The sequence below is a fragment of the Pseudomonas sp. BGA-UO-ETr-WB11 genome, from assembly GCF_059567785.1.
Genome location: NZ_JCAQOS010000005.1, coordinates 88,805 through 109,348, shown reverse-complemented (window position 1 = coordinate 109,348; position 20,544 = coordinate 88,805). Strand labels below are relative to the sequence as shown.

The window sequence follows — 20,544 nt, the reverse complement described above, 5'->3', positions numbered from 1 at the left end:
ACAGCGGCCTGCGCGTTCAGGCCGCTTGGGCCATATCGGCGCTTCGGGTAAACTGCCGCATCTTTTGCCCCATGAACGCGATGCGCCTGATGCCGACGACCTTCCACGAATTCCCCCGCCAGCGCCCTGTAACGCCGTTGCTTGACCGTGCGAGCACGCCGGACGGGCTGCGCCGCCTGGGTGAAAACGAGCTGGAAGGCCTGGCCGACGAGTTGCGCCAGTACCTGCTGTATACGGTCGGACAAACCGGCGGGCACTTCGGTGCCGGCCTCGGCGTGATCGAGCTGACCATCGCCCTGCATTACGTGTTCGACACCCCGGATGACCGCCTGGTATGGGACGTGGGCCATCAGGCCTACCCGCACAAGATCCTTACCGGCCGCCGCGAGCAGATGAGCACGCTACGGCAGAAGGACGGCATCGCCGCCTTCCCGCGTCGCAGCGAGAGTGAGTACGACACCTTTGGCGTCGGCCACTCCAGCACCAGCATCAGCGCGGCCCTCGGCATGGCCATTGCCGCCCGGCTGCAGGGCAGCAAGCGCAAGGCCGTGGCGGTAATCGGCGATGGCGCGATGACCGCCGGCATGGCGTTCGAGGCGCTCAACCACGCCTCGGATGTGGGCGCCAACATGTTAGTGGTGCTCAACGACAACGACATGTCGATCTCCAACAACGTCGGTGGGCTGTCCAACTACCTGGCCAAGATCCTCTCCAGCCGCACCTACGCGAGCATGCGCGAGGGCAGCAAGAAGGTCCTGTCGCGCCTGCCCGGCGCCTGGGAAATTGCCCGCAAGACCGAAGAACACGCCAAGGGCATGCTGGTCCCCGGCACCCTGTTCGAAGAGCTGGGCTGGAACTACATCGGCCCCATCGACGGCCACGACCTGCCGACGCTGATCACCACCCTGCGCAATATGCGCGACCTGGATGGCCCGCAGTTCCTGCATATCAGCACCAAAAAGGGCAAAGGTTTCGCCCCGGCCGAACTGGACCCGATCGGCTACCACGCGATCACCAAGCTGGAGCCACTTAATGCCCCAGTGGTGCCGAAGAAGATCAGCGGCCCGAAATACTCCGCCGTGTTCGGCCAATGGCTGTGTGACATGGCCGAGCAGGATGCGCGCCTGGTCGGCATCACCCCGGCGATGAAGGAAGGCTCCGATCTGGTCGCGTTCAGCCAGCGCTTCCCGCAGCGTTACTTCGACGTGGCGATTGCCGAGCAACACGCCGTGACCCTGGCCGCAGGCATGGCCTGCGACGGCATCAAGCCGGTGGTGGCGATCTACTCGACCTTCCTGCAGCGCGCCTATGACCAACTGATTCACGACGTGGCCGTGCAGCACCTCGACGTGCTGTTCGCCATCGACCGTGCCGGCCTGGTCGGCGAAGACGGACCGACCCACGCCGGCAGCTTCGACCTCTCGTACCTGCGCTGCATCCCCGGCATGCTGATCATGACGCCCAGCGATGAAAACGAACTGCGCCGCATGCTCACCACCGGCCACCTGTTCAATGGCCCCGCCGCCGTGCGTTACCCGCGTGGCAGCGGACCGAATGCACGTATCGAGCAAGAGCTGACGCCGCTGGAAATCGGCAAGGGCGTAGTGCGCCGCCAGGGTCAGAAAACGGCTCTGCTGGTGTTCGGTGTGCAGCTGACTGAAGCCCTGCAGGTCGGTGAGTTGCTCGATGCCACTGTGGTCGACATGCGTTTCGTCAAACCCTTGGACGAAACCCTGCTGCGCCAACTGGCGGCTGAGCATGAGCTGCTGGTGACGATCGAAGAAAACAGCATCATGGGTGGCGCCGGCAGCGCCGTCAGCGAGTTCCTCGCCAGCGAAAACCTGCTCAAGCCGATGCTCCACCTGGGCTTGCCGGACTACTACGTCGAGCACGCCAAACCGACCCAGATGCTCGCCGAATGTGGCCTCGACGCCGCCGGCATCGAAGCCGCCGTGCGTGAGCGCCTGGCCTGCCTGTAACGCTACAGCAGGCGCAGCCGACGTGACATGAGCGCACCACACGTCGGCTTGCCGCACTTTCACTTGTTCCTGATCCACCGCGCACCTTAAGGTGCGCGACGTTTTTTATCCGCCACGGTGTGCTGCCAGCCCTGATGCTGCAGCCTGAAACGGGAAGCTGGTCAAAGCCAGCACTGCCCCCGCAACGGTAACCGAGCGCAGCCTGCCTAACGCAGCGCTGCAACGTCTGCCTGATAGACCACTGGGTTCGCCTGGGAAGGTTGGTAGACGTCGCTCGGCAGTCCGGAGACCGGCCTTGGTGGACGTGACTGGTATTGCGGAGGGCAAACACCGGCAAGCATTGTCGGCTGCCCGGAATTCCCTGCACCGCATCGCTGGCCAACGCCCTCCTCGAAAGCTTCGCTTACTTTTGAGGATTGTTAATGAAACTGTCTCCCCTGGCCCTGGCTGTTGCCCTGCTGCCGTTCACGACTCACGCCGAGTCGATCGACACCGACGAAGCCCTGCAGGCCCAGGCGCTGGTGATTACCTCTGGTCGTGTAGCCGAACCCAAGAAAGCCGCCATCAGCGCAGCAAGCGTATTCACCCGCCAAGACATTGAGCGCCTGCAAGTGCGCAATGTGCCTGACCTGCTAAACCGCGTGCCCGGCGTCGTCACCCGCAGCAGCGGCGGCCTGGTGTCCTATTCAGTGCGCGGCACCAAGTCTGCCCAAACCCTGGTCCTCGTCGACGGCCAGCGTATTGCTTCAGCCGCCAGCGGTATTGCACGCCTGGATTACCTGAGCATCGACAACATTGAACGCGTGGAAGTGACCCGCGGAGCGCGATCATCGCTGTATGGTGCCGACGCCATTGGTGGGGTCATTCAAATCTTCACCCGCCATGGCGAGGCCGGGCTGAATCCGTCGGTCCGTCTTGCCGCTGGCAGCAAGCAAACCTACCAACGCAGCGTCAGCGTTAGCGGCGGTGATACGCGCACTCGCTTCAGCCTCGGTGGCAGCCTCGACGAGAGCAACGGCCACGACAGCACCCGCGACAACGTCGGTGCCGATAGCGATACCGAGGGTCAACGCAATCTGGCGCAGTACCTCAACCTCGATCATCAGTTCAATGACGACTGGAAGGCCGGCTTCAACTACAACGAGCAACACGGCAAAAACGAGTACGACGACGCCTACGAGCAGGCCCCAGCACAGCCCAGCGACCAGTTCCGAGTCAGCAGCGCTAGCAGCTTCCTGCAAGGCCAGATCAATGACACGTGGAATAGTCGCCTGGAGCTAGGTCAGAGCTATGACCGCAACAAGGCTGTCGGTGCAGCTATGCCGTGGAACAACGGCCTCAACGCCACCACCCGCCACTCCGCCAGCTGGCTCAATCGCCTCGACCTCAACCCGGCCAACCAACTGACATTGGGCGGCGACTGGTATGAGGACAAACTCGACAGCAGCACGGCTTACGCCGAAGACAGCCGCAGCAATAGTGCGGCGCTGTTTCAGTACCGCTTCAATGGCGAGAAAATGTTCAGCGAACTGGGCATGCGCCGCGATGACAATCAGCTCTACGGCACGCAGAACAGCTGGAATGGTGCGCTTGGCTTGCCGCTTGAGTCTGGCCAGCAGTGGCAGCTCAGCTACGCCGAAGGCTTCCGCGCGCCGACCTTCACTGATCTCTACTATCCGGGCTACAGCAACCCGAATTTGAAGGCAGAAACCAGCAAAACCTGGGAACTGCAATGGCGTGCAGAGTTGGGCGCCAGCCAGCTGGAAACGTCCTTATACCGCAACGACATCACAGACTTGATCGCTTACAAGGGCAACAGCACCGAAAACGTGGGACAGGCTCGCATCAACGGTTTCGAAACCAGCCTCAGCCAGGAGCTGCTGGGCTGGCAGACCAGCCTTGGCTTGAGCCTGGTTGACTCGCGCAACCGCGATAACGGCCAGACCTTACAACTCACCCCCAAGCGCACCGTCTTTATCGATCTGGATCGAACCTTCGGTGCGTTCTCCGCCGGGGCCAGCTGGCGTGCAGTCAGCCAGAGCTACGATTACAGCATCGTTGACTCGAGTTACAGCGCTGAACGGCAGACCGTGCCTGGCTATGGCCTGGTTGACCTGCGCAGTAGCTGGCAAGCCAGTGCCAGCCTGCGCGTGGACCTGCTGCTCAACAACGTACTGGATAAGGACTATTACACCTCGCTGTACCAGCGCTTTGACGCCAGCTACGCCCTTGACCCGACAGCTCCCTACGGCTACCAGGAGCCGGGGCGTACCGGCCTGCTAGCCGTCACTTGGACGCCGCAGTAGCACTAATGGGCCGAACGTAGCCGCTCACACAACTGCGCGGTGGCCTTGAGCATCTGCAGGCTGGGACGCTCAAGGCCGCGGTCAGGAATCACCCAGACCTGGCCATGCTGCACCGCCTGCAGTTGTGGCCAGGCCTGCCAGGCGGGCAGCAGCTGCGCCTCGCTGACCAGAATCACCTCAGGGTCGCGCGCCAGCACGGCTTCGAGGCTGATTTGTGGGGCTGCCAGGGACAGGTCGGCAAATATGTTCTGCGCCCCGCAGACGCGCAAAGCGTCGGAAATGATCTGTTCGCCCCCCAAGGTATACAAGGGCTTGTCCCACACCTGATAGAACACCCGCAACGGCGTCGGGCGCTGATAGCGCGCACGCAAACGGGCCAACTCATCACGTACCTGCACGGCCAGCTGGCGACCCCGCTCGGCACGGCCAACGCGCGCACCCAGTTCGGCCACCTGGCTCGCCAGTTGTTCCAGGCTATGGGGTTCGGCCTCGTAGAGGGGAATGTGCAAGTCGCGCAATTGCTGGCGCTGGGCGGCGTTGATGCTGTCCGGCCAGAGCAACACCAAGTCCGGCTGCAGACTCAATAGGGTTTCAAACTCCAGCTGTCCGGGCTCACCCACCGAGGGCAAGGCCGCCAGCGCAGCCGGCCGCTCACCCAGCGCGCCGACCAGCTGCTCGGCAGCGCCCAGCTCCAGCATCAGCTCAGTCAGCGACGGCGCCAGACTGACCACCCGCTGCTGCGCATGCGCCGGCAGGGCCAGCACACAGAGCAGCAGCGCAAGCAGGCGCATCAGCCGAGCTGACGAGGAATGCGGTAGAGGTACAACAGCACCAGGCTGGACAGCGCCAGCAGCATCAGCGGCAAGGCCGGCAGACCGGCGAAGATCGCCAGGGCGGCGATCCAGGCGGGCAACGCGGCGCCAACAAAGGCCAGGCGCCGGATGCGCGCCAAGGCAACCCAGGCAGCGGGCTCGTCCGGCGTATCCAGGGCTTTTTCGGTGGCGATCAGGCCATGCTTGAAGCGATGAAACAGCGGCAGGCTGACAAACATTGAGGCCAAGCCGGCGATAAACAGCGGCATGGCCAGCAGTGACGACGCACTCTCGGCGGCAAACAGGGCATTGAGCAACAACAACGGCGCCAGGGTCACCAGCACCTGCCACCACCAGGCCAGGGCCAGACGGCGGCGCACGTCATTGCGGGTCACGCCTTGGGCTCCAACTCGACCTCGCCCTGGTGCAGGCTGCCGAGCATATGGCCGAGCTTGCCGGCCTTGGTGGCGAGGTACTTCTTGTTGTACGGATTCTGCCCGGCCTGCAGCGGCACCCGGCTGGCGACGCGCAGACCATAGTGCTCAAGGGCTTTGACCTTGCGCGGATTGTTGGTCATCAGCTTGATGGCGCTAATGCCAAGGTGCTCCAGCATCGGCTGGCAGATGGCGTAGTCACGCTGATCGGCACCGAAGCCCAGACGCTCATTGGCCTCGACGGTATCGGCGCCGCCATCCTGTAGCTCGTAGGCGCGGATCTTGTTCAGCAGGCCAATGCCACGACCTTCCTGGCGCAGGTACAGCAGCACGCCGCGACCTTCATCGGCAATCGCTTGCAGGGCCGCTTGCAGTTGCGCACCGCAATCGCAACGCAGGCTGAACAGGGCGTCGCCGGTCAGGCATTCGGAATGCAGACGCCCGAGTACCGGGGCGCCATCGCTGAAGTCACCAAGCGTCAGGGCGATGTGTTCCTTGCCGGTCGCCTCGTCGAGGAAACCGTGCATGGTGAACAGCGCAAATGGCGTAGGCAGTTGGGAGGCGGCGACAAACACGACAGACACCGGATGCTCCTGATAATCAAAGGGCGGAAAAACGCAGGGCGGGCATTGTAGCAGCAGCATCTGCCGGCCAGGCAGCTTGAATTGTGCGGGATAACCATCGGCACAGCCGATTAGAGTTTGGACTCCAGCACCAGCAAGCCTTGATCTTCACGCCAGCGCACGCGATTGAGGAAGCTCATGCCCAGCAAGGCGTCGGTGGGCGACTCGCCCTCCAGCACGGCAGCCTCGACACCGAGCACCTCGAGCGGGCCGACCTTGACCCGATTGAGGTTTACCAGCCAGGCCCGCGCGGTGCCGCTGGCGGTGTTGACCACCATCGGCCGACCCTGGGTACGAAAATCGATGCCCAGACGCCGTGCCTGGCTTTCATTCAAGGCGATTGAAGTGGCGCCGGTGTCCACCAGAAATTGCATCGGCTGGCCGCCAATAGAACCGGCCACCCGGTAGTGACCATCGCCACCGCGGGCAATGCTGGTCTGGCTCTTGCCCGGCGCGGCGAAGCCGGCGCTCGACTCACGACTGAGGCTGTAGGGCCGCTCCACACCATCCACCCGGAGCACCGCACCGCGGCTGTCAGCGCTGATCACCTGAACGCCGCCAGGGCCCGTCTGGCCGACCTTGACCAGCTTGCGCAGGCCGTCGACATTCAGCACCGCCGCCCCCGGAAACAGGCCCACCACCTGCACCTGAGTGGCCGCCTGGGCACTGCCAACACACGCCAGCAGACTGGCAACAAGCAAGCGTTCAAGGCGTCCCATGGTGCGGTTCCTGTGCTGAGTCATAGGGGTAGTGATCCTTCCAGCGTTTGAAGATGGCGCGCAGACTGCCGTTGCGCGCCAGCACGTCCATGCGTTGCTCGTAGAGCTGCTTCAGCGCCCGACCACGTTCGGTGCGGGCAAAAGCCAGGTACAGCGGCAACAACTGCAACTCGGTAACCCGCAGATCCGTCGACTGCTCAAGACTGGCGAGGAGGAAGTCCACCTCGGCATCGTCGTCGATATAAAAATCCGCATGCCCCTCGCGCAACATCGCCGGGATGCCATCACGGCGCTGCACCTCCTGGTAGCGAGAAATGCCGGGCAGTTGATCCTGAAAGGCGTAACCACGCACCCAGATCAGCCGGTAATTGGCCAGGGTTTGCAGGGTCGGCTGGGGCAGACGGGTCAAACCGAGGGCCACCACCCGGTCGGCGGCGTAGGGCCAACGCGGGAAGTCCAGGTCATCCACCTCATCAGGATACAAACCAAGGGCTGCATCCACCTTGCCGCGTTGGGCCAGACCAATGGAGCGGGTGTAGGGCTCACTGCTGGCGACCAGCTTGACGCCCGCCGGCTCGAACACGGCGCGCAGCACATCCCAGGCCAGGCCAGAACCATCGGCGTTGCTGTGGCCTTCCCAGGCTTCACCGGCCACGCGAATTTCAGCCGGCAGCGTCTGTTCTACCGCCTCCGCCGTACAGCTCAACAACCCACCCAACAACATGCCCAGCCAACGCCCCAGCATGGTGACTCCGTTCAACTCAATCCGAGAATAATCAGCTGCAGGCTCAACCAGGCGAAGACCCCAGCCAGCACATCATCCAGCATGATTCCCACTCCACCATGGACATGCCGATCAATCCAGCGAATTGGCCACGGTTTGACGATATCGAACAGGCGAAACAGAACAAACCCCAGCAACAGCCACTGCCAACCCGCCGGCACCAGCCAGAGGGTGATCCACACCCCGACCAGCTCATCCCAGACGATGCCGCCGTGGTCATGCACGCCAAGGTCGCGGGCCACCTTGCCGCACAACCAGCAACCGAACATGGTGGTTACAACCAGCATCAGCCCATAGCCCCATGCCGGCAGCAGCTGCCACAGCGGCACAAATGCCAGCGCCAGCAGCGAGCCCCAGGTGCCGGGCGCTTTGGGCAAGGTGCCGGAGCCGAAGCCAAAGGCGAGAAAATGCCAAGGGTTGCGCCACACCGACGGTGGCGCCTTGTTTGTGTCAGTCACCCGAACTCCGAAAATGTTGATAACCGCGCTGTGGCGGCGTAATGACGCGATTCTGTTCATCGAGCAGTTGCACGCCCTGCCCGGCCACCACCTGACCGATCACTTGCAACGCCCAGCCGTCGGCCTGCAAACCCGACAAATGCTGCGCGGGCAGAGTAAAGGCCAGACGGTAATCATCGCCACCACTCAAGGCGCAATGCTGCGCCGCCGGCAGGCTGAGCAAGGCCAGGATCGCTGGCGACAAAGGCACACGCGCCAGCTCAATCTGCAACGCCACGCCGGAAGCTGCGGCGATATGACCGCAATCGGCCAGCAAGCCATCGGAAATATCCAGCGCCGCCGAAGCCTTGCCGCGCAGTGCCTGACCCAGCGCCAGTTGCGGCCTGGGCGACCAGTACTGGGCCAGCAACGCGGCCGCCACCTCCGGCGCCGCTTGCTGCTGACCCAGCACCAGGGGCAAGGCCGCTGCCGCATCGCCCAGGCTGCCACCGACACACAGTAGATCGCCGACCTGGGCGCCGCTGCGCAGCAACGCCTGACCCCGCGGCAGGCGACCGAACACCGTAACCGTCAGGCTCAAGGGCCCGCAGGTGGTGTCACCGCCAATCAACGCCAGGCCGCACTGCTCGGCCATCTGATTGAGCCCGCGAGCAAAGCCCTGCAGCCAATCATTCGTAGCCTGCGGCAGACACAGCGCCAGGGTAAAACCGAGCGGCGTCGCGCCCATGGCTGCCAGATCGCTGGTCGCCACGGCCAACGCGCGCTGGCCGAGCAAAAAGGCATCGCAAGGATCAGGAAAATGCACCCCGGCGACCAGGGCATCGGTGGAGATCGCCAGCTGCTCGCCAGTCGGCAGATCGAGCAAGGCGCAATCATCGCCAATGCCCAAAGCCACGCCTTCGGCCGCCTGCGCACAGGGCGCGGCAGCGAAGTAATGACGAATCAGCTCGAACTCACCCATGCGTCAGCGCCCCGTTGCGGGGCGAGCTGGCGCCCCCAAACAGGAGCGCCGACGGGCAAAAGACTTAGCGCTTGTTAGCACGCACTTCATCGGCACGCAGCTTGGGGGCCAGCTTGTCGAGGATGCCGTTGACGAACTTGTGGCCATCGGTGGCGCCGAAAATCTTCGCCAACTCAATGCCTTCGTTGATCACCACACGGTAAGGCACGTCGATGCGATGACGCAACTCGTAGGCCGACAGACGCAGGATCGCCAACTCAACCGGGTCCAGTTCTTCCAGCGGGCGGTCTAGGAAACCGGCGAAGGCGTCATCCAACTCGGTCTTGTTCTGCGGAACACCGTGGAGGATTTCCCGAAAGTAAGCGCCATCAACGCCGACAAAATCATTGTCGACGCGGAACTGGGCTTCAATTTCGTTTACCGACTGACCGGCCAGGTGCCACTGATACAGGGCCTGCATGGCCAGACTGCGCGCTTTGCGGCGCGCAGCGGTCTTGCCTTTGGCCGGCTTTTCGTCGGGCTGGGCGGGATGATCGAGATCGCTGTTAAAACTCACTTGGCCTCCAGCTGCGCCAGCAGGCTGACCATTTCCAGAGCAGACAGTGCAGCTTCAGCGCCTTTGTTACCGGCCTTGGTGCCGGAACGCTCGATGGCTTGTTCGATGGAATCAACGGTCAGCACACCAAAGGCCACCGGCACGCCGAACTCCATGGACACCTGGGCCAGGCCCTTGGTGCATTCGCCAGCGACGTATTCGAAGTGCGGAGTACCGCCACGAATCACAGCGCCCAGGGCGATGATGGCGGCGTATTCGCCACGCTGGGCAACCTTCTGCGCCACCAGCGGAATCTCGAAAGCACCCGGTGCACGGATGATGGTGATGTCGCTCTCGCTCACACCGTGGCGGACCAGTGCGTCAACGGCACCGCTTACCAGGCTCTCAACCACGAAGCTGTTGAAGCGGCCGACTACCAGGGCAAAACGGCCCTTGGGGGCGATGAAGGTACCTTCGATGGTCTTCAGGGTCATGGGCATTCTCGTATCTATAAAAGAGCAGGATTAAACAACCTGGGCGCCGCGAGGCGCCCAGTTGGGTTTATTCAGAGGGCAAGTATTCTACAACTTCCAGGTCAAAGCCGGATATGGCGTTGAACTTCATCGGCGAACTCATCACGCGCATTTTGCGCACGCCGAGGTCACGCAGAATCTGCGAACCGGCGCCGACGGTGCTGTAAGTGGTCGGCGTGGTGACCTTGGCATCGCTGCCCAGTTGCTGCTCCAGATGGGCTAGCAACTCCTGGCCACTGAGCGGATTACCCAGCAGCAAGACCACCCCACTGCCCGCCTCGGCAACCTTGGCCATGGCGGCGCGCAGGCTCCAGCGGCCCGGCTGCTTGACCATAAACAGGTCGCGCAGCGGCTCCATGTTATGCACCCGCACCAGGGTCGGTTCGTCGGCGCTGATCTGCCCCAGGGTCAGGGCCATGTGCACATCGCCCTCGACTGCATCGCGGTAGGTCACCAGGTTGAACGAACCCAACTCGCTGTCCAACGGCTGCTCGGCAATCCGCTGAACGGTACGTTCGTGGATCAGTCGGTAGTGGATCAAGTCGGCGATGGTGCCGATCTTGATGCCATGTTCCTGGGCGAATACTTCCAGCTCAGGGCGACGGGCCATGGTGCCGTCGTCGTTCATGATTTCGCAGATCACCCCGGACGGCTCGAAACCACCCATGCGCGCCAGGTCGCAGGCCGCTTCGGTGTGACCGGCGCGGGCCAGCACGCCGCCGGGCTGGGCCATCAGCGGGAAAATATGGCCTGGGCTGACGATGTCGTCGGCCTTGGCGTTTTTCGCCGCAGCCGCCTGCACGGTACAGGCCCGGTCGGCCGCGGAGATGCCAGTGGTTACGCCCACGGCAGCTTCGATCGACACGGTGAACTTGGTGCCAAAGCCCGAGCCATTGCGCGGCGCCATCAGCGGCAGTTTGAGGGTTTCGCAACGTTCGCGGGTCATCGGCATGCAGATCAGGCCGCGGGCGAAACGCGCCATAAAGTTGATGTGCTCTGCGGTTACGCACTCGGAGGCGATGATCAGATCGCCCTCATTCTCGCGGTCCTCGTCATCCATGAGGATGACCATTTTGCCCTGCCGAATGTCTGCAACCAGTTCTTCGATGCTATTGAGCGCCACGGGCAGCTCCTTTCTCGGATGTGTAGGGGTCACCGGCGCCAAGGCGCGCAGTGCAGAATTTAGAGATAACCGTTTTCCGCCAAAAAGCCTTCCGTCAGGCCGCTGGCCTTGGGCTCGGCCGCCTTGTCACCGAGCAGCAGACGCTCCAGGTAACGGGCCAGCAGGTCCACTTCCAGGTTGACCTGGCGACCCGCGTGGTAATCGGCCATCACGGTTTCGCCAAGCGTGTGCGGCACGATGGTCAGCTCGAATTCGGCGCCATTCACGCCATTCACCGTCAGGCTGGTGCCATCCACGGTGATCGAGCCTTTCAGCGCGATGTATTTGGCCAACTCACGGGGAGCGCGAATTTTGAATTGCACGGCGCGGGCATTGTCCGCGCGGGAGATCACCTCGCCGACGCCGTCCACATGGCCGCTGACCAGATGGCCGCCGAGGCGACTGGTGGGCGTTAGGGCCTTTTCCAGGTTGACCTTGCTGCCGATCTTCAAATCAATAAACGCGCTGCAGGCCAGGGTTTCGCGGCTAACATCGGCCCAAAAGCCATTGCCCGGCAACTCCACAGCGGTCAGGCACACGCCATTCACGGCAATACTGTCACCCAGTTTGACGTCACCCAGATCCAGCTTGCCGGTCTCGACGTAGACGCGCACATCGCCGCCTTTAGGGCTCAGCGCACGGATGGTGCCAATGGCTTCGATAATTCCGGTAAACATCAGACCCCCTGGGTTGGCAGCACGCCATGCAGGCGGCAACGCCCGGTGGCAGGCAGAAAAACAACAGACATCACGACGCACTCCTGTTCGTTGAACAAACAGGGCGGTTCGATCGATAGGGATTTCACGGACGCAGGCCAGCCGCGCCCTTAAAGGGAATCCCGCTCTCTCTTTATCCGGACTCTAACCGTCGGCCCCGGAATCACACCGGGTCTGCTGACCTTGGCGGGCCTGACGGCTCGACAAGCGCTCGCGGGCTAGACCCTGGCTAAAACCAAGGGGGCCATTACCGCCGGTGGGGAATTACACCCCGCCCTGAGAACGTTGCAGCCACATGCGCGGCTGCGTGCGACCTTTTACCATATTTGCCCTGCCGGTGCATGCCTGGGCCGACCAGACTCAAGCCCCGCGAGGCACGGGCCGGGCAATAATCCGCCAGTCATCGCCGACGGCACGCATTTCGACGATTTGCAGCTCTTGGGCCTCGGCCATTTTCGCCAAGGGCCAATCCAACAATGGCCGGGCGCTGGAGCCGAGGAACTTGGCCGCGACAAACAACTGGTACTCATCCACCAGTCCCTGGCGAGCGAAGGCGCCAGCCAGACGCGGACCAGCTTCCACCAGCACCTCGTTGGCGCCGCGGGCAGCCAGTTCCAGCAGCAGTTTGCGCAAATCGACATGACCATTACTGCCCGACACCGCAAGCAGTTCATGACCATCGTCGAGGAACAATTGCCGCGCCCCGGCCGCCGCACAGGTGGCCACCAGGGCCTTGCCGGCCTGATAGAAAGGCGCACTCAGCGGCACCCGCAGACGCCCATCCACCAGCACGCGCAGCGGCGGCCGGGTCATGGCCAGAGCCGTCAGCTCGGCATTCAAGCCCAGCTCGTCAGGGCGCACGGTCAGCCGCGCGCCATCGGCCAGCACCGTATCCGCGCCGGTCAACACCACACTGGCGCGAGCTCGCAGGCGCTGTACTGCAGCGCGCGCCGCGGGCCCGGTGATCCACTGACTTTCACCGCTGGCCATGGCTGTGCGGCCGTCCAGGCTCATGGCCAGCTTGACCCGCACATAGGGCAGGCCCTGCTCCATGCGTTTGATAAAGCCAACATTCAACGCCCGCGCTTCGCTTTCCAGCACACCGCAGGCGACCTCAATACCGGCTTCCTGCAAACGCGCCAAGCCACGCCCAGCCACCTGCGGATTAGGGTCCTGCATCGCTGCGACTACACGCGCCACGCCGGCCTGCACCAAGGCCTCGGCGCACGGCGGGGTGCGGCCGTGATGGCTGCACGGTTCCAGGGTCACATAAGCCGTGGCACCGCGAGCCTTGGCGCCGGCCTGACGCAAGGCATGCACCTCCGCATGGGGCTCACCGGCGCGGGCATGCCAGCCTTCCCCGACAACCTGCCCGCCCGCCACGATGACGCAGCCTACCCGCGGATTGGGATGGGTCGAATACACGCCCTTGCGCGCCAGTTCGAGGGCGCGCGCCATGCTGCGTTGATCAAGCACGGCCTGTTCGGCTGCCGTCATTCCTGACTCGGCTCGCGGGACAGGCGATCGATTTCCTCGCGGAACTCGTTGAGGTCCTGGAAACGCCGGTACACCGAGGCAAAGCGGATGTAAGCCACTTCATCGAGTTTCTGCAGTTCGCCCATCACCAGCTCACCGAGTACCCGCGACTTGATCTCGCGCTCGCCGGTGGCGCGCAGCTTGTGCTTGATATGGGCAATCGCCGCCTCCAGGCGTTCGACGCTCACCGGTCGCTTCTCCAGCGCACGCTGCATGCCGGCACGCAGCTTTTCCTCGTCGAACGGCTGGCGACTGCCATCGGACTTGATCAGTCGCGGCATCACCAGCTCGGCGGTTTCAAAGGTGGTGAAACGCTCTTCGCACGCCAAACACTCGCGACGACGACGCACCTGTTCACCTTCGGCGACCAGACGTGAGTCGATCACCTTGGTGTCATTCGCTCCACAAAACGGACAATGCATGGGCGCAAACAGCCGAAAAAATGAGGGAACTCATGGTAGCGCATCGCACCGACAGCGCCCACAGCCAAGACAAGCCTGAGGCTTTGCGGTATATAGCAGCCTGCCGGGCTTGACGCTGTTCTGCTGCGGAAAAGCCGGCCTTGGTCATTTTTTGCGCTCTTTTTTGTTGAATAGAATGACTATTCGCCGCAAAAGAGCGCAAAAAAACTGCCTCAACCCGGTCTTTCCCTCGCTACGAACGGTCAAGTCCGACAGGCTGCCAAGCCGCCCGTTTCACCATCACCTTTGTGGAAGTTGCCATGCTGCCGCGTCTGCTTGCCCTACTTTGCCTGTCCAGCCTGCTCGCGGCCTGCAGCAGCACGCCACCGGCGCCCGCCCTGGCAACAACCGTCAAACCGAAGCCTGTACTGGTCGCGCCTGAGCCGCTGCCCAACCACTTGCGCGAACTCAGCGGCCAGTTACTCGGCGTACCCGCCGCCGGCGAGGCCGAGTTGGCCCTGTTACTCGTCGATAGCCGCGACCGTCCGGTGCAACTGCTGGCCAGCAGCCGCCTAAGCGGCAACGGCGCGGCGCTGCCTTTTAGTTTGCGCTTCAGCCCCATCAGCATCCCACCGGGCCAGCGCCTGGAGCTGCGCGGCCGGGTCAGCCAGGCCGGCATTCTGACCTTGCGCCTGCCCGCGCGACCGATCCAGCCCGCGAGCAATCAGGCCCTGGGCGCCCTGCAACTGGTGCCTGCGCCATGAAAGCCCCGTTTGAATTGCAAAGCGCCCTGGCCGGCCTGCTCGGCGATGCCCGCCTGGTGGCGGAAACCCTGCCCGGCACCGACCTCAAGCTGTGGCTGATCGACCCGGCCAATATGGAGCGCGCCTTCAACCCGGAAGAAACCCGGCGCATTCTCGAAGAGCCTCCTTACTGGTGCTTCTGCTGGGCCAGCGGCCTAGTGCTGGCGCGCTGGCTGGCCGAGCGGCCCGATTGGGTGCGCGGCAAGCGCGTGCTGGATTTTGGCGCGGGCTCCGGGGTAGCGGCGATTGCCGCGGCCAAAGCCGGCGCGCTTGAAGTGGTGGCCTGCGACCTCGACCCACTGGCGCTGGCCGCTTGCCGAGCCAATGCGCAGCTCAATGACGTACAGCTCAGCTACTCCGAAGACTTCTTCGCCGAGGCCGACCGCTTTGACCTGATCATCGTCGCCGACGTGCTCTACGACCGCGCCAATCTGCCGTTGCTCGACCAGTTCCTCAGCCGCGGCCAGCAGGCGCTGGTGGCCGACTCGCGGGTGCGCGACTTCCAGCACCCGCTATACCAGCGCATCGGCCTGCTGGACGCCTGCACCTGGCCGGACCTGGCAGAGCCCGCGGAGTTTCGCCTGGTCAGCCTGTACCACGCGCAGCGCTGATTTTCAGCGCCAGGGCGCTTGCTTCTGCCACGCCGCGCCCACATCTTTAACTGCATTCACCTCAGCCAATGAGACCGATCATGAGCGACACGCCGTATATCTTCGACGCCAGCAGCCTCAACTTTGACCAGCTGGTGATTGAGAACTCCTTCCACAAGCCGGTGCTGGTGGACTTCTGGGCCGAGTGGTGCGCGCCGTGCAAAGCACTGATGCCGCTGCTGGCGCAGATCACCGAGTCCTATCGCGGCGAGCTGCTGCTGGCCAAGGTCAATTGCGACCTGGAGCCGGACATCGTCCAGCGCATGGGCATCCGCAGCCTGCCCACCGTGGTGCTGTTCAAGGACGGTCAGCCGGTCGACGGTTTTACCGGCGCCCAGCCGGAATCGGCGATTCGCGGCCTGCTCGCGCCCCACGTCGCCGAACCGGCAGCCGAAGCGGCCGACCCGCTGGAAACGGCCCAGGCCCTGTTTGCCGAAGGCCGCATCGGCGACGCCGAAAGCCTGCTGCAGCAATTGCTGACAGAAGACAACAGCAACGCCGCCGCACTGATCCTGTATGCGCGCTGCCTGGCCGAACGCGGTGAACTGGGCGAGGCCGAAGTGGCCCTGAATGCAGTGACAGGCGACAGCCACAAACAGGCCCTGGCCGGCGCCCGCGCACAACTGACCTTCCTGCGCCAGGCCGCCGACCTACCAGACGTGGCCGAGCTAAAAAGCCGCTTGGCCGCCAACAGCGAAGACGACGAAGCGGTGTATCAACTGGCCATCCAGCAACTCGCTCGCCAGCAGCCCGAGGCCGCCCTGGATGCCTTGCTGCGTCTGTTCGTGCGTAATCGCAACTACGCCGACGGCCTGCCGCACAAAACCCTGCTGCAAGTGTTCGACCTACTCGGCAATGACCATCCGCTGGTCACTACCTACCGGCGCAAGCTGTACCAGGCTATCTACTGAGTAACGACTGCAGGGCTGGTCAGCGGCAAATAAAGTCGTTATAACGTAACAACTTTATTTGCCAGCCTTCCGGAGTTGCCATGCGCCGCCTGCTATTTGCCCTGCCTTTCGCCCTGCTGCCCCTGGCGGCCGCTCACGCCGCCCATGACGAACATGAACACCACGATGAGCACGCCAGTCTTGCCGCCCACGAGCACGGCGCCGCACAGCTGAACGTAGCGCTGGAAGGCCAGCGCCTGGAGTTGGCCCTGGAAAGCCCGGCGATGAACCTGGTGGGGTTTGAACATGCCGCCGTCAGCACCAGCGACAAAGCTGCCGTGGCGCGTGCCCAACAACACCTGCAGACACCCCTGCCGCTGTTTGGCATTGCCGCTGCAGCCGGTTGTGTAATCACCAGCCACGAACTGCATAGCCCGCTGTTCGAGGCACACGCCGAAGAACACGAAGAACACGAAGAACACGACAAAGAGCATGGCGCCGAACACAGCGATATCGACGCCAACTACGTGCTGACCTGCAGCCAGCCGCAGGCGCTGGCGGCTGTCGACCTCAGCGAGCTGTTCAAGCTTTTCCCCGCCACCGATAAAATCCAGGTGCAACTGATCGGCCCTAACGGCCAGCAAGGCGCTGAACTCTCCGCCGCACAACCACGTCTGAGCTTCTGACAAACCTTGCAGGCCACTGTTGTGCGGCGCTAGCAGCCTGTCGGACTTAACCGTTCGTAGCGAGGGAAAGACCGATTTGAGGCAGTTTCTGCGCTCTTTTGAGGCGAATAGTCATTCTATTCAACGAAAAAGAGCGCAGAAAATGACCAAGTCCGGCTTTTCCGCAGTAGAACAGCGTTAATTCCGACAGGGTGCTAGGGTGCTCCTGCCGATCTTGGCCTCGCCCCTGGACACCCAATGAGCGCACTGATTGAACTGACTGAGCTGGGCTTTGCCTGGCCCGGCCAAGCTGAATTGCTGGATATCCCGGCTTTCACCCTGCAGCAGGGTGAAAGCCTGTTCCTCAAAGGCCCCAGCGGCAGCGGCAAAACCACCTTGCTCGGTCTGCTGGGCGGTGTGCAAAAGCCCGGTCGTGGACGTATCCACTTGCTCGGCGCAGACCTCAGCAGCATGTCCGCCGGCGCCCGCGATCATTTTCGCGTCGACCACACCGGCTATATCTTCCAGCAGTTCAACCTGCTGCCGTTTCTCTCGGTGCGCGAAAACGTCGAGCTGCCCTGCCATTTTTCCAAACTGCGTACGCAACGCGCGCAACAGCGCCACGGCAGTGTGAGCCAGGCCGCCAGCGCCCTGCTCAGCCACCTTGGTCTGGTCGATCCGGCGCTGCAGGCGCGCCGCGCCGACAGCCTGTCGATTGGCCAGCAACAACGTGTCGCCGCCGCCCGCGCCCTGATCGGCCAGCCCGAACTGGTGATCGCCGACGAGCCCACTTCAGCCCTGGACAGCGATGCCCGCGAGGCCTTCTTGCAACTGCTGTTTGCCGAATGCCGCGCCGCCGGCTCCAGCCTGCTGTTTGTCAGCCACGACCAGAGTCTGGCGCCCCTGTTTGACCGCAGCCTGTCGCTGAGCGACCTCAACCGCGCCTCGCGCCCGTCGGAGCTCTGAGCATGTACCTCATACGTCTGGCCCTGGCCAGCCTGGCCAATCGCCGCTTTACCGCCTGGCTGACGGTGTTCGCCATCGCCCTGTCCGTGTGTTTGCTGCTGGCCGTGGAGCGCATCCGCACGGAAACTCGCAGCAGCTTTGCCAGCACCATCAGTGGCACCGACCTGATCGTCGGCGCCCGCTCCGGCTCAATCAACCTGCTGCTGTATTCGGTGTTTCGCCTCGGCAATGCCACCAACAACATTCGCTGGGACAGCTTCGAGACGATTGCCCGCGACCCCAAAGTGAAATGGGCGATTCCGATCTCGCTGGGCGACTCGCACCGTGGCTACCGGGTCATGGGCACCAGCCGCGCCTACTTCGAACATTATCAATACGGCCGCGGCCAGGCCCTGCAACTGGCTCAAGGCCAGACCTTTGCCGACGACCCCTTTGCCGTGGTGCTCGGCGCCGAAGTGGCCGAGGCCCTGCACTATCAACTGGGTCAGCAATTGGTGCTGGCCCATGGCGTGGCCACCATCAGCCTGAGCAAGCACGACGACAAACCCTTCACCGTGGTCGGCATTCTCAAGCGCACCGGCACCCCGGTCGACCGCACCTTGCATATCAGCCTGCAAGGCATGCAGGCGCTGCACATCGACTGGCAGAACGGCGTGCCCGCCCAAGGCAAAGGACGGATCAGCGCCGAGCAGGCGCGCAGCATGGACCTGCAGCCGCACGCCATTACTGCGGCCATGCTGGGCCTAAACAGCAAGATCGCCACCTTCAGCGTGCAACGGCAAATCAATGAGTTTCGCGGCGAACCGCTGTTGGCCATTCTCCCTGGCGTGGCCTTGCAGGAACTCTGGAGCCTGATGGGCAGCGCGGAGAAAGCCCTGTTCGTGGTGTCACTGTTTGTGGTGCTGACCGGTTTGATCGGCATGCTCACGGCGATCCTCACCAGCCTCAACGAACGCCGCCGAGAAATGGCTATTCTGCGCTCGGTGGGCGCCCGGCCCTGGCATATCGCCAGCCTGCTGATTGTCGAAGCCTTCGCCCTGGCGCTGGCCGGTGTGCTGCTGGGCCTGGCGCTGCTGTACCTGGGCATCGCCCTGGCGCAGGGTTATGTGCAGGCCAACTACGGTCTGTTCCTGCCGCAGGCCCTGCCGAGTCGCTATGAGTGGACCCTGCTTGGCGCTATTCTGGCCGCCGCCCTGCTGATGGGCGCGCTTCCGGCCTGGCGGGCTTATCGCCAGTCGCTGGCCGATGGTCTGTCGATCCGCCTGTGAGAACTTATTGATGCTGCGTGCGCTGCTTGCCCTTTCCCTTATCGTCGCCCTACCCCTGTGGGCGGCGGAACCGCGTGAACTGACCTGGTCGGAAATGCTCCCCGCCGATACGGCGCCCGCCGCACCACCGGCCGCCATGCACGATTTGTCGAAACTGGCTGACGCCTTGGCCGCCGAAACCGGGCCAGCCGCCAGCCAGCAGTCCGCGGCGGCACCGGTGGTCAAGGCTTTGGATGGCCAACTGGTCAAGCTGCCCGGTTATATAGTGCCGCTGGATGTCACCGAAGAGGGCCGGGTAACCGAGTTTCTCCTGGTGCCCTACTACGGCGCCTGCATCCATGTGCCGCCACCGCCGCCGAACCAGATCGTGCACGTAAAAACCGAGCTGGGCGTAATGATGGATAACCTCTACCAGCCGTTCTGGATTGAAGGCCCACTGCGGGTCGAGAACACCAGCACCGACCTGGCTGAAGCCGGCTACCAGATGGACGCCAGCAAGATTTACCCCTACGAATCGACAGAAAACTAATCGCCCCACAGATAAAAAGGCGGCTAAGACCTTACTGTCGAATGAAGGTTCCATTGAGCTGGGTCAACGCGGCACGCACGCTAAGCTCTACCATTGACTCCAGCCAACACAAGCTTATAACTCGATGGAGCCCACACATGCGTAATTCAATTCTTGCCGCATCTCTGCTCGCCCTGGCCGTTGCCAGCCCTGCTGCCCTTGCTCACAAAGAAGGCGACATCATTGTGCGTGCCGGTGCTATCACCGTTGATCCGCACGAAGACAGCGGCGAAGTCCATGTTGGTGGCGCGGCAGTAGCTGGCACCAAAGCCACTCTGGACAGCGACACCCAACTGGGCCTGAACTTTGCCTACATGGTTACCGACCACGTCGGTATTGAACTGCTGGCTGCCACACCGTTCAGCCATGATGTCGGCACTAAAGGTTTGGGCGGCCTCAAGCTCGGCTCGCTCAAACACCTGCCGCCGACCCTCAGCGCCGTTTACTATCCGATGGAAAGCGCTTCTGCATTCCAGCCCTATGTCGGCCTGGGCATCAACTACACGTGGTTCTTCGACACCGAACTGACCAGCGAGGCTGAAGATGCTGGCTTCACTGGCCTGGACATGAAGGACTCTTGGGGTCTGGCCTATCAGGTTGGTGCTGACTACATGCTGACCGACAACATCATGCTTAACGCACAAGTTCGCTATATCGACATCGACACCACCGGCACTACCTACGCCGGCCAAACCAAGGTCGACGTAGACGTAGATGTTGACCCGTTCGTCTACATGGTTGGTCTCGGCTACAAGTTCTAAGCAACACAAAAAAG

General features: G+C 63.0%; 23 protein-coding genes and 2 riboswitches. Of the genes, 10 read left to right on the top strand and 13 right to left on the bottom strand.

Going from position 1 to position 20,544, the window contains the following annotated elements; translation table 11 throughout:
• The first annotated feature begins 89 nt into the window (after positions 1-89).
• A complete protein-coding gene (gene dxs / locus AC56DI_RS05910) occupies positions 90-1,979 on the top strand; it encodes a 1-deoxy-D-xylulose-5-phosphate synthase (RefSeq protein WP_496345812.1) in 1,890 nt (629 codons plus the stop codon).
• A gap of 98 nt (positions 1,980-2,077) precedes the next feature.
• Positions 2,078-2,291, top strand: a riboswitch (cobalamin riboswitch).
• 110 nt (positions 2,292-2,401) lie between these two features.
• Positions 2,402-4,285 (top strand): TonB-dependent receptor domain-containing protein, encoded by a 1,884-nt coding sequence (locus tag AC56DI_RS05905; RefSeq protein WP_496345326.1) that lies wholly within the window; start codon positions 2,402-2,404, stop codon positions 4,283-4,285.
• Positions 4,286-4,287: 2 nt separating this feature from the next.
• On the opposite strand, the gene AC56DI_RS05900 is transcribed toward AC56DI_RS05905, so the two are convergent.
• The 13 genes from AC56DI_RS05900 to nrdR all read right to left on the bottom strand — a co-directional run bounded on the left by AC56DI_RS05900 (position 4,288) and on the right by nrdR (position 13,980).
• Positions 4,288-5,076: a cobalamin-binding protein gene (locus AC56DI_RS05900; RefSeq protein ID WP_496345325.1), complete on the bottom strand. Its 789-nt coding sequence runs from the start codon at positions 5,074-5,076 to the stop codon at positions 4,288-4,290.
• Entirely contained in the window at positions 5,076-5,435 is a 360-nt protein-coding gene (locus AC56DI_RS05895; RefSeq protein ID WP_496345811.1) for an MFS transporter, read from the bottom strand. Before AC56DI_RS05895 ends, AC56DI_RS05900 begins: the two co-directional genes overlap by 1 nt.
• Before the next feature lie 53 nt (positions 5,436-5,488).
• A complete protein-coding gene (gene ribA / locus AC56DI_RS05890) occupies positions 5,489-6,115 on the bottom strand; it encodes a GTP cyclohydrolase II (protein WP_496345324.1) in 627 nt (208 codons plus the stop codon).
• 110 nt (positions 6,116-6,225) lie between these two features.
• Positions 6,226-6,873 (bottom strand): retropepsin-like aspartic protease family protein, encoded by a 648-nt coding sequence (locus AC56DI_RS05885; protein ID WP_496345323.1) that lies wholly within the window; start codon positions 6,871-6,873, stop codon positions 6,226-6,228.
• Positions 6,860-7,618, bottom strand: coding sequence for a substrate-binding periplasmic protein (locus AC56DI_RS05880; RefSeq protein ID WP_496345322.1), 759 nt, complete (start codon positions 7,616-7,618; stop codon positions 6,860-6,862). The genes AC56DI_RS05885 and AC56DI_RS05880 overlap by 14 nt, the downstream gene beginning before the upstream one ends.
• Before the next feature lie 11 nt (positions 7,619-7,629).
• Complete coding sequence (locus tag AC56DI_RS05875) at positions 7,630-8,115, bottom strand: phosphatidylglycerophosphatase A family protein (protein WP_496345321.1); 486 nt, start codon at positions 8,113-8,115, stop codon at positions 7,630-7,632.
• Positions 8,108-9,076, bottom strand: a complete 969-nt coding sequence (gene thiL, locus AC56DI_RS05870; protein ID WP_496345320.1) for a thiamine-phosphate kinase — start codon at positions 9,074-9,076, stop codon at positions 8,108-8,110. The genes AC56DI_RS05875 and thiL overlap by 8 nt, the downstream gene beginning before the upstream one ends.
• 64 nt (positions 9,077-9,140) lie before the next feature.
• Entirely contained in the window at positions 9,141-9,632 is a 492-nt protein-coding gene (gene nusB / locus AC56DI_RS05865) for a transcription antitermination factor NusB (protein ID WP_422586749.1), read from the bottom strand.
• On the bottom strand, positions 9,629-10,105 hold the full coding sequence (gene ribH / locus AC56DI_RS05860) for a 6,7-dimethyl-8-ribityllumazine synthase (protein ID WP_324518705.1): 477 nt from the start codon (positions 10,103-10,105) through the stop codon (positions 9,629-9,631). The genes nusB and ribH overlap by 4 nt, the downstream gene beginning before the upstream one ends.
• A 67-nt stretch (positions 10,106-10,172) precedes the next feature.
• On the bottom strand, positions 10,173-11,267 hold the full coding sequence (ribBA, locus tag AC56DI_RS05855) for a bifunctional 3,4-dihydroxy-2-butanone-4-phosphate synthase/GTP cyclohydrolase II (RefSeq protein ID WP_496345319.1): 1,095 nt from the start codon (positions 11,265-11,267) through the stop codon (positions 10,173-10,175).
• A gap of 59 nt (positions 11,268-11,326) precedes the next feature.
• Positions 11,327-11,983: a riboflavin synthase gene (locus tag AC56DI_RS05850; RefSeq protein WP_422586747.1), complete on the bottom strand. Its 657-nt coding sequence runs from the start codon at positions 11,981-11,983 to the stop codon at positions 11,327-11,329.
• Positions 11,984-12,142: 159 nt separating this feature from the next.
• A riboswitch (FMN riboswitch) is annotated at positions 12,143-12,310 on the bottom strand.
• A gap of 72 nt (positions 12,311-12,382) precedes the next feature.
• Entirely contained in the window at positions 12,383-13,519 is a 1,137-nt protein-coding gene (ribD, locus tag AC56DI_RS05845; protein ID WP_496345318.1) for a bifunctional diaminohydroxyphosphoribosylaminopyrimidine deaminase/5-amino-6-(5-phosphoribosylamino)uracil reductase RibD, read from the bottom strand.
• A complete protein-coding gene (gene nrdR, locus AC56DI_RS05840; RefSeq protein ID WP_496345317.1) occupies positions 13,516-13,980 on the bottom strand; it encodes a transcriptional regulator NrdR in 465 nt (154 codons plus the stop codon). Before nrdR ends, ribD begins: the two co-directional genes overlap by 4 nt.
• Before the next feature lie 299 nt (positions 13,981-14,279).
• Here nrdR and AC56DI_RS05835 point away from each other — a divergent pair, with 299 nt between their 5' ends.
• The 8 genes from AC56DI_RS05835 (at position 14,280) to AC56DI_RS05800 (ending at position 20,530) form a co-directional block, all read left to right on the top strand.
• Entirely contained in the window at positions 14,280-14,723 is a 444-nt protein-coding gene (locus tag AC56DI_RS05835; protein ID WP_496345316.1) for a YbaY family lipoprotein, read from the top strand.
• Positions 14,720-15,373 carry a class I SAM-dependent methyltransferase gene (locus tag AC56DI_RS05830; protein WP_496345315.1) on the top strand — a complete coding sequence of 218 codons (654 nt, stop codon included), beginning with the start codon at positions 14,720-14,722 and terminating at the stop codon, positions 15,371-15,373. The genes AC56DI_RS05835 and AC56DI_RS05830 overlap by 4 nt, the downstream gene beginning before the upstream one ends.
• 80 nt (positions 15,374-15,453) lie before the next feature.
• Entirely contained in the window at positions 15,454-16,323 is an 870-nt protein-coding gene (trxA, locus tag AC56DI_RS05825) for a thioredoxin (protein ID WP_496345314.1), read from the top strand.
• An 80-nt stretch (positions 16,324-16,403) separates the two neighbouring features.
• Positions 16,404-16,988: a DUF2796 domain-containing protein gene (locus AC56DI_RS05820; RefSeq protein WP_496345313.1), complete on the top strand. Its 585-nt coding sequence runs from the start codon at positions 16,404-16,406 to the stop codon at positions 16,986-16,988.
• A gap of 237 nt (positions 16,989-17,225) precedes the next feature.
• Positions 17,226-17,933 (top strand): ABC transporter ATP-binding protein, encoded by a 708-nt coding sequence (locus AC56DI_RS05815; protein ID WP_324518718.1) that lies wholly within the window; start codon positions 17,226-17,228, stop codon positions 17,931-17,933.
• A gap of 2 nt (positions 17,934-17,935) precedes the next feature.
• Positions 17,936-19,201: an ABC transporter permease gene (locus AC56DI_RS05810; RefSeq protein WP_496345312.1), complete on the top strand. Its 1,266-nt coding sequence runs from the start codon at positions 17,936-17,938 to the stop codon at positions 19,199-19,201.
• Positions 19,202-19,211: 10 nt separating this feature from the next.
• Positions 19,212-19,730, top strand: coding sequence for a DUF3299 domain-containing protein (locus tag AC56DI_RS05805; protein ID WP_496345311.1), 519 nt, complete (start codon positions 19,212-19,214; stop codon positions 19,728-19,730).
• Between the two features lie 137 nt (positions 19,731-19,867).
• Complete coding sequence (locus tag AC56DI_RS05800) at positions 19,868-20,530, top strand: OmpW family outer membrane protein (RefSeq protein ID WP_496345310.1); 663 nt, start codon at positions 19,868-19,870, stop codon at positions 20,528-20,530.
• Positions 20,531-20,544: the final 14 nt, after the last annotated feature.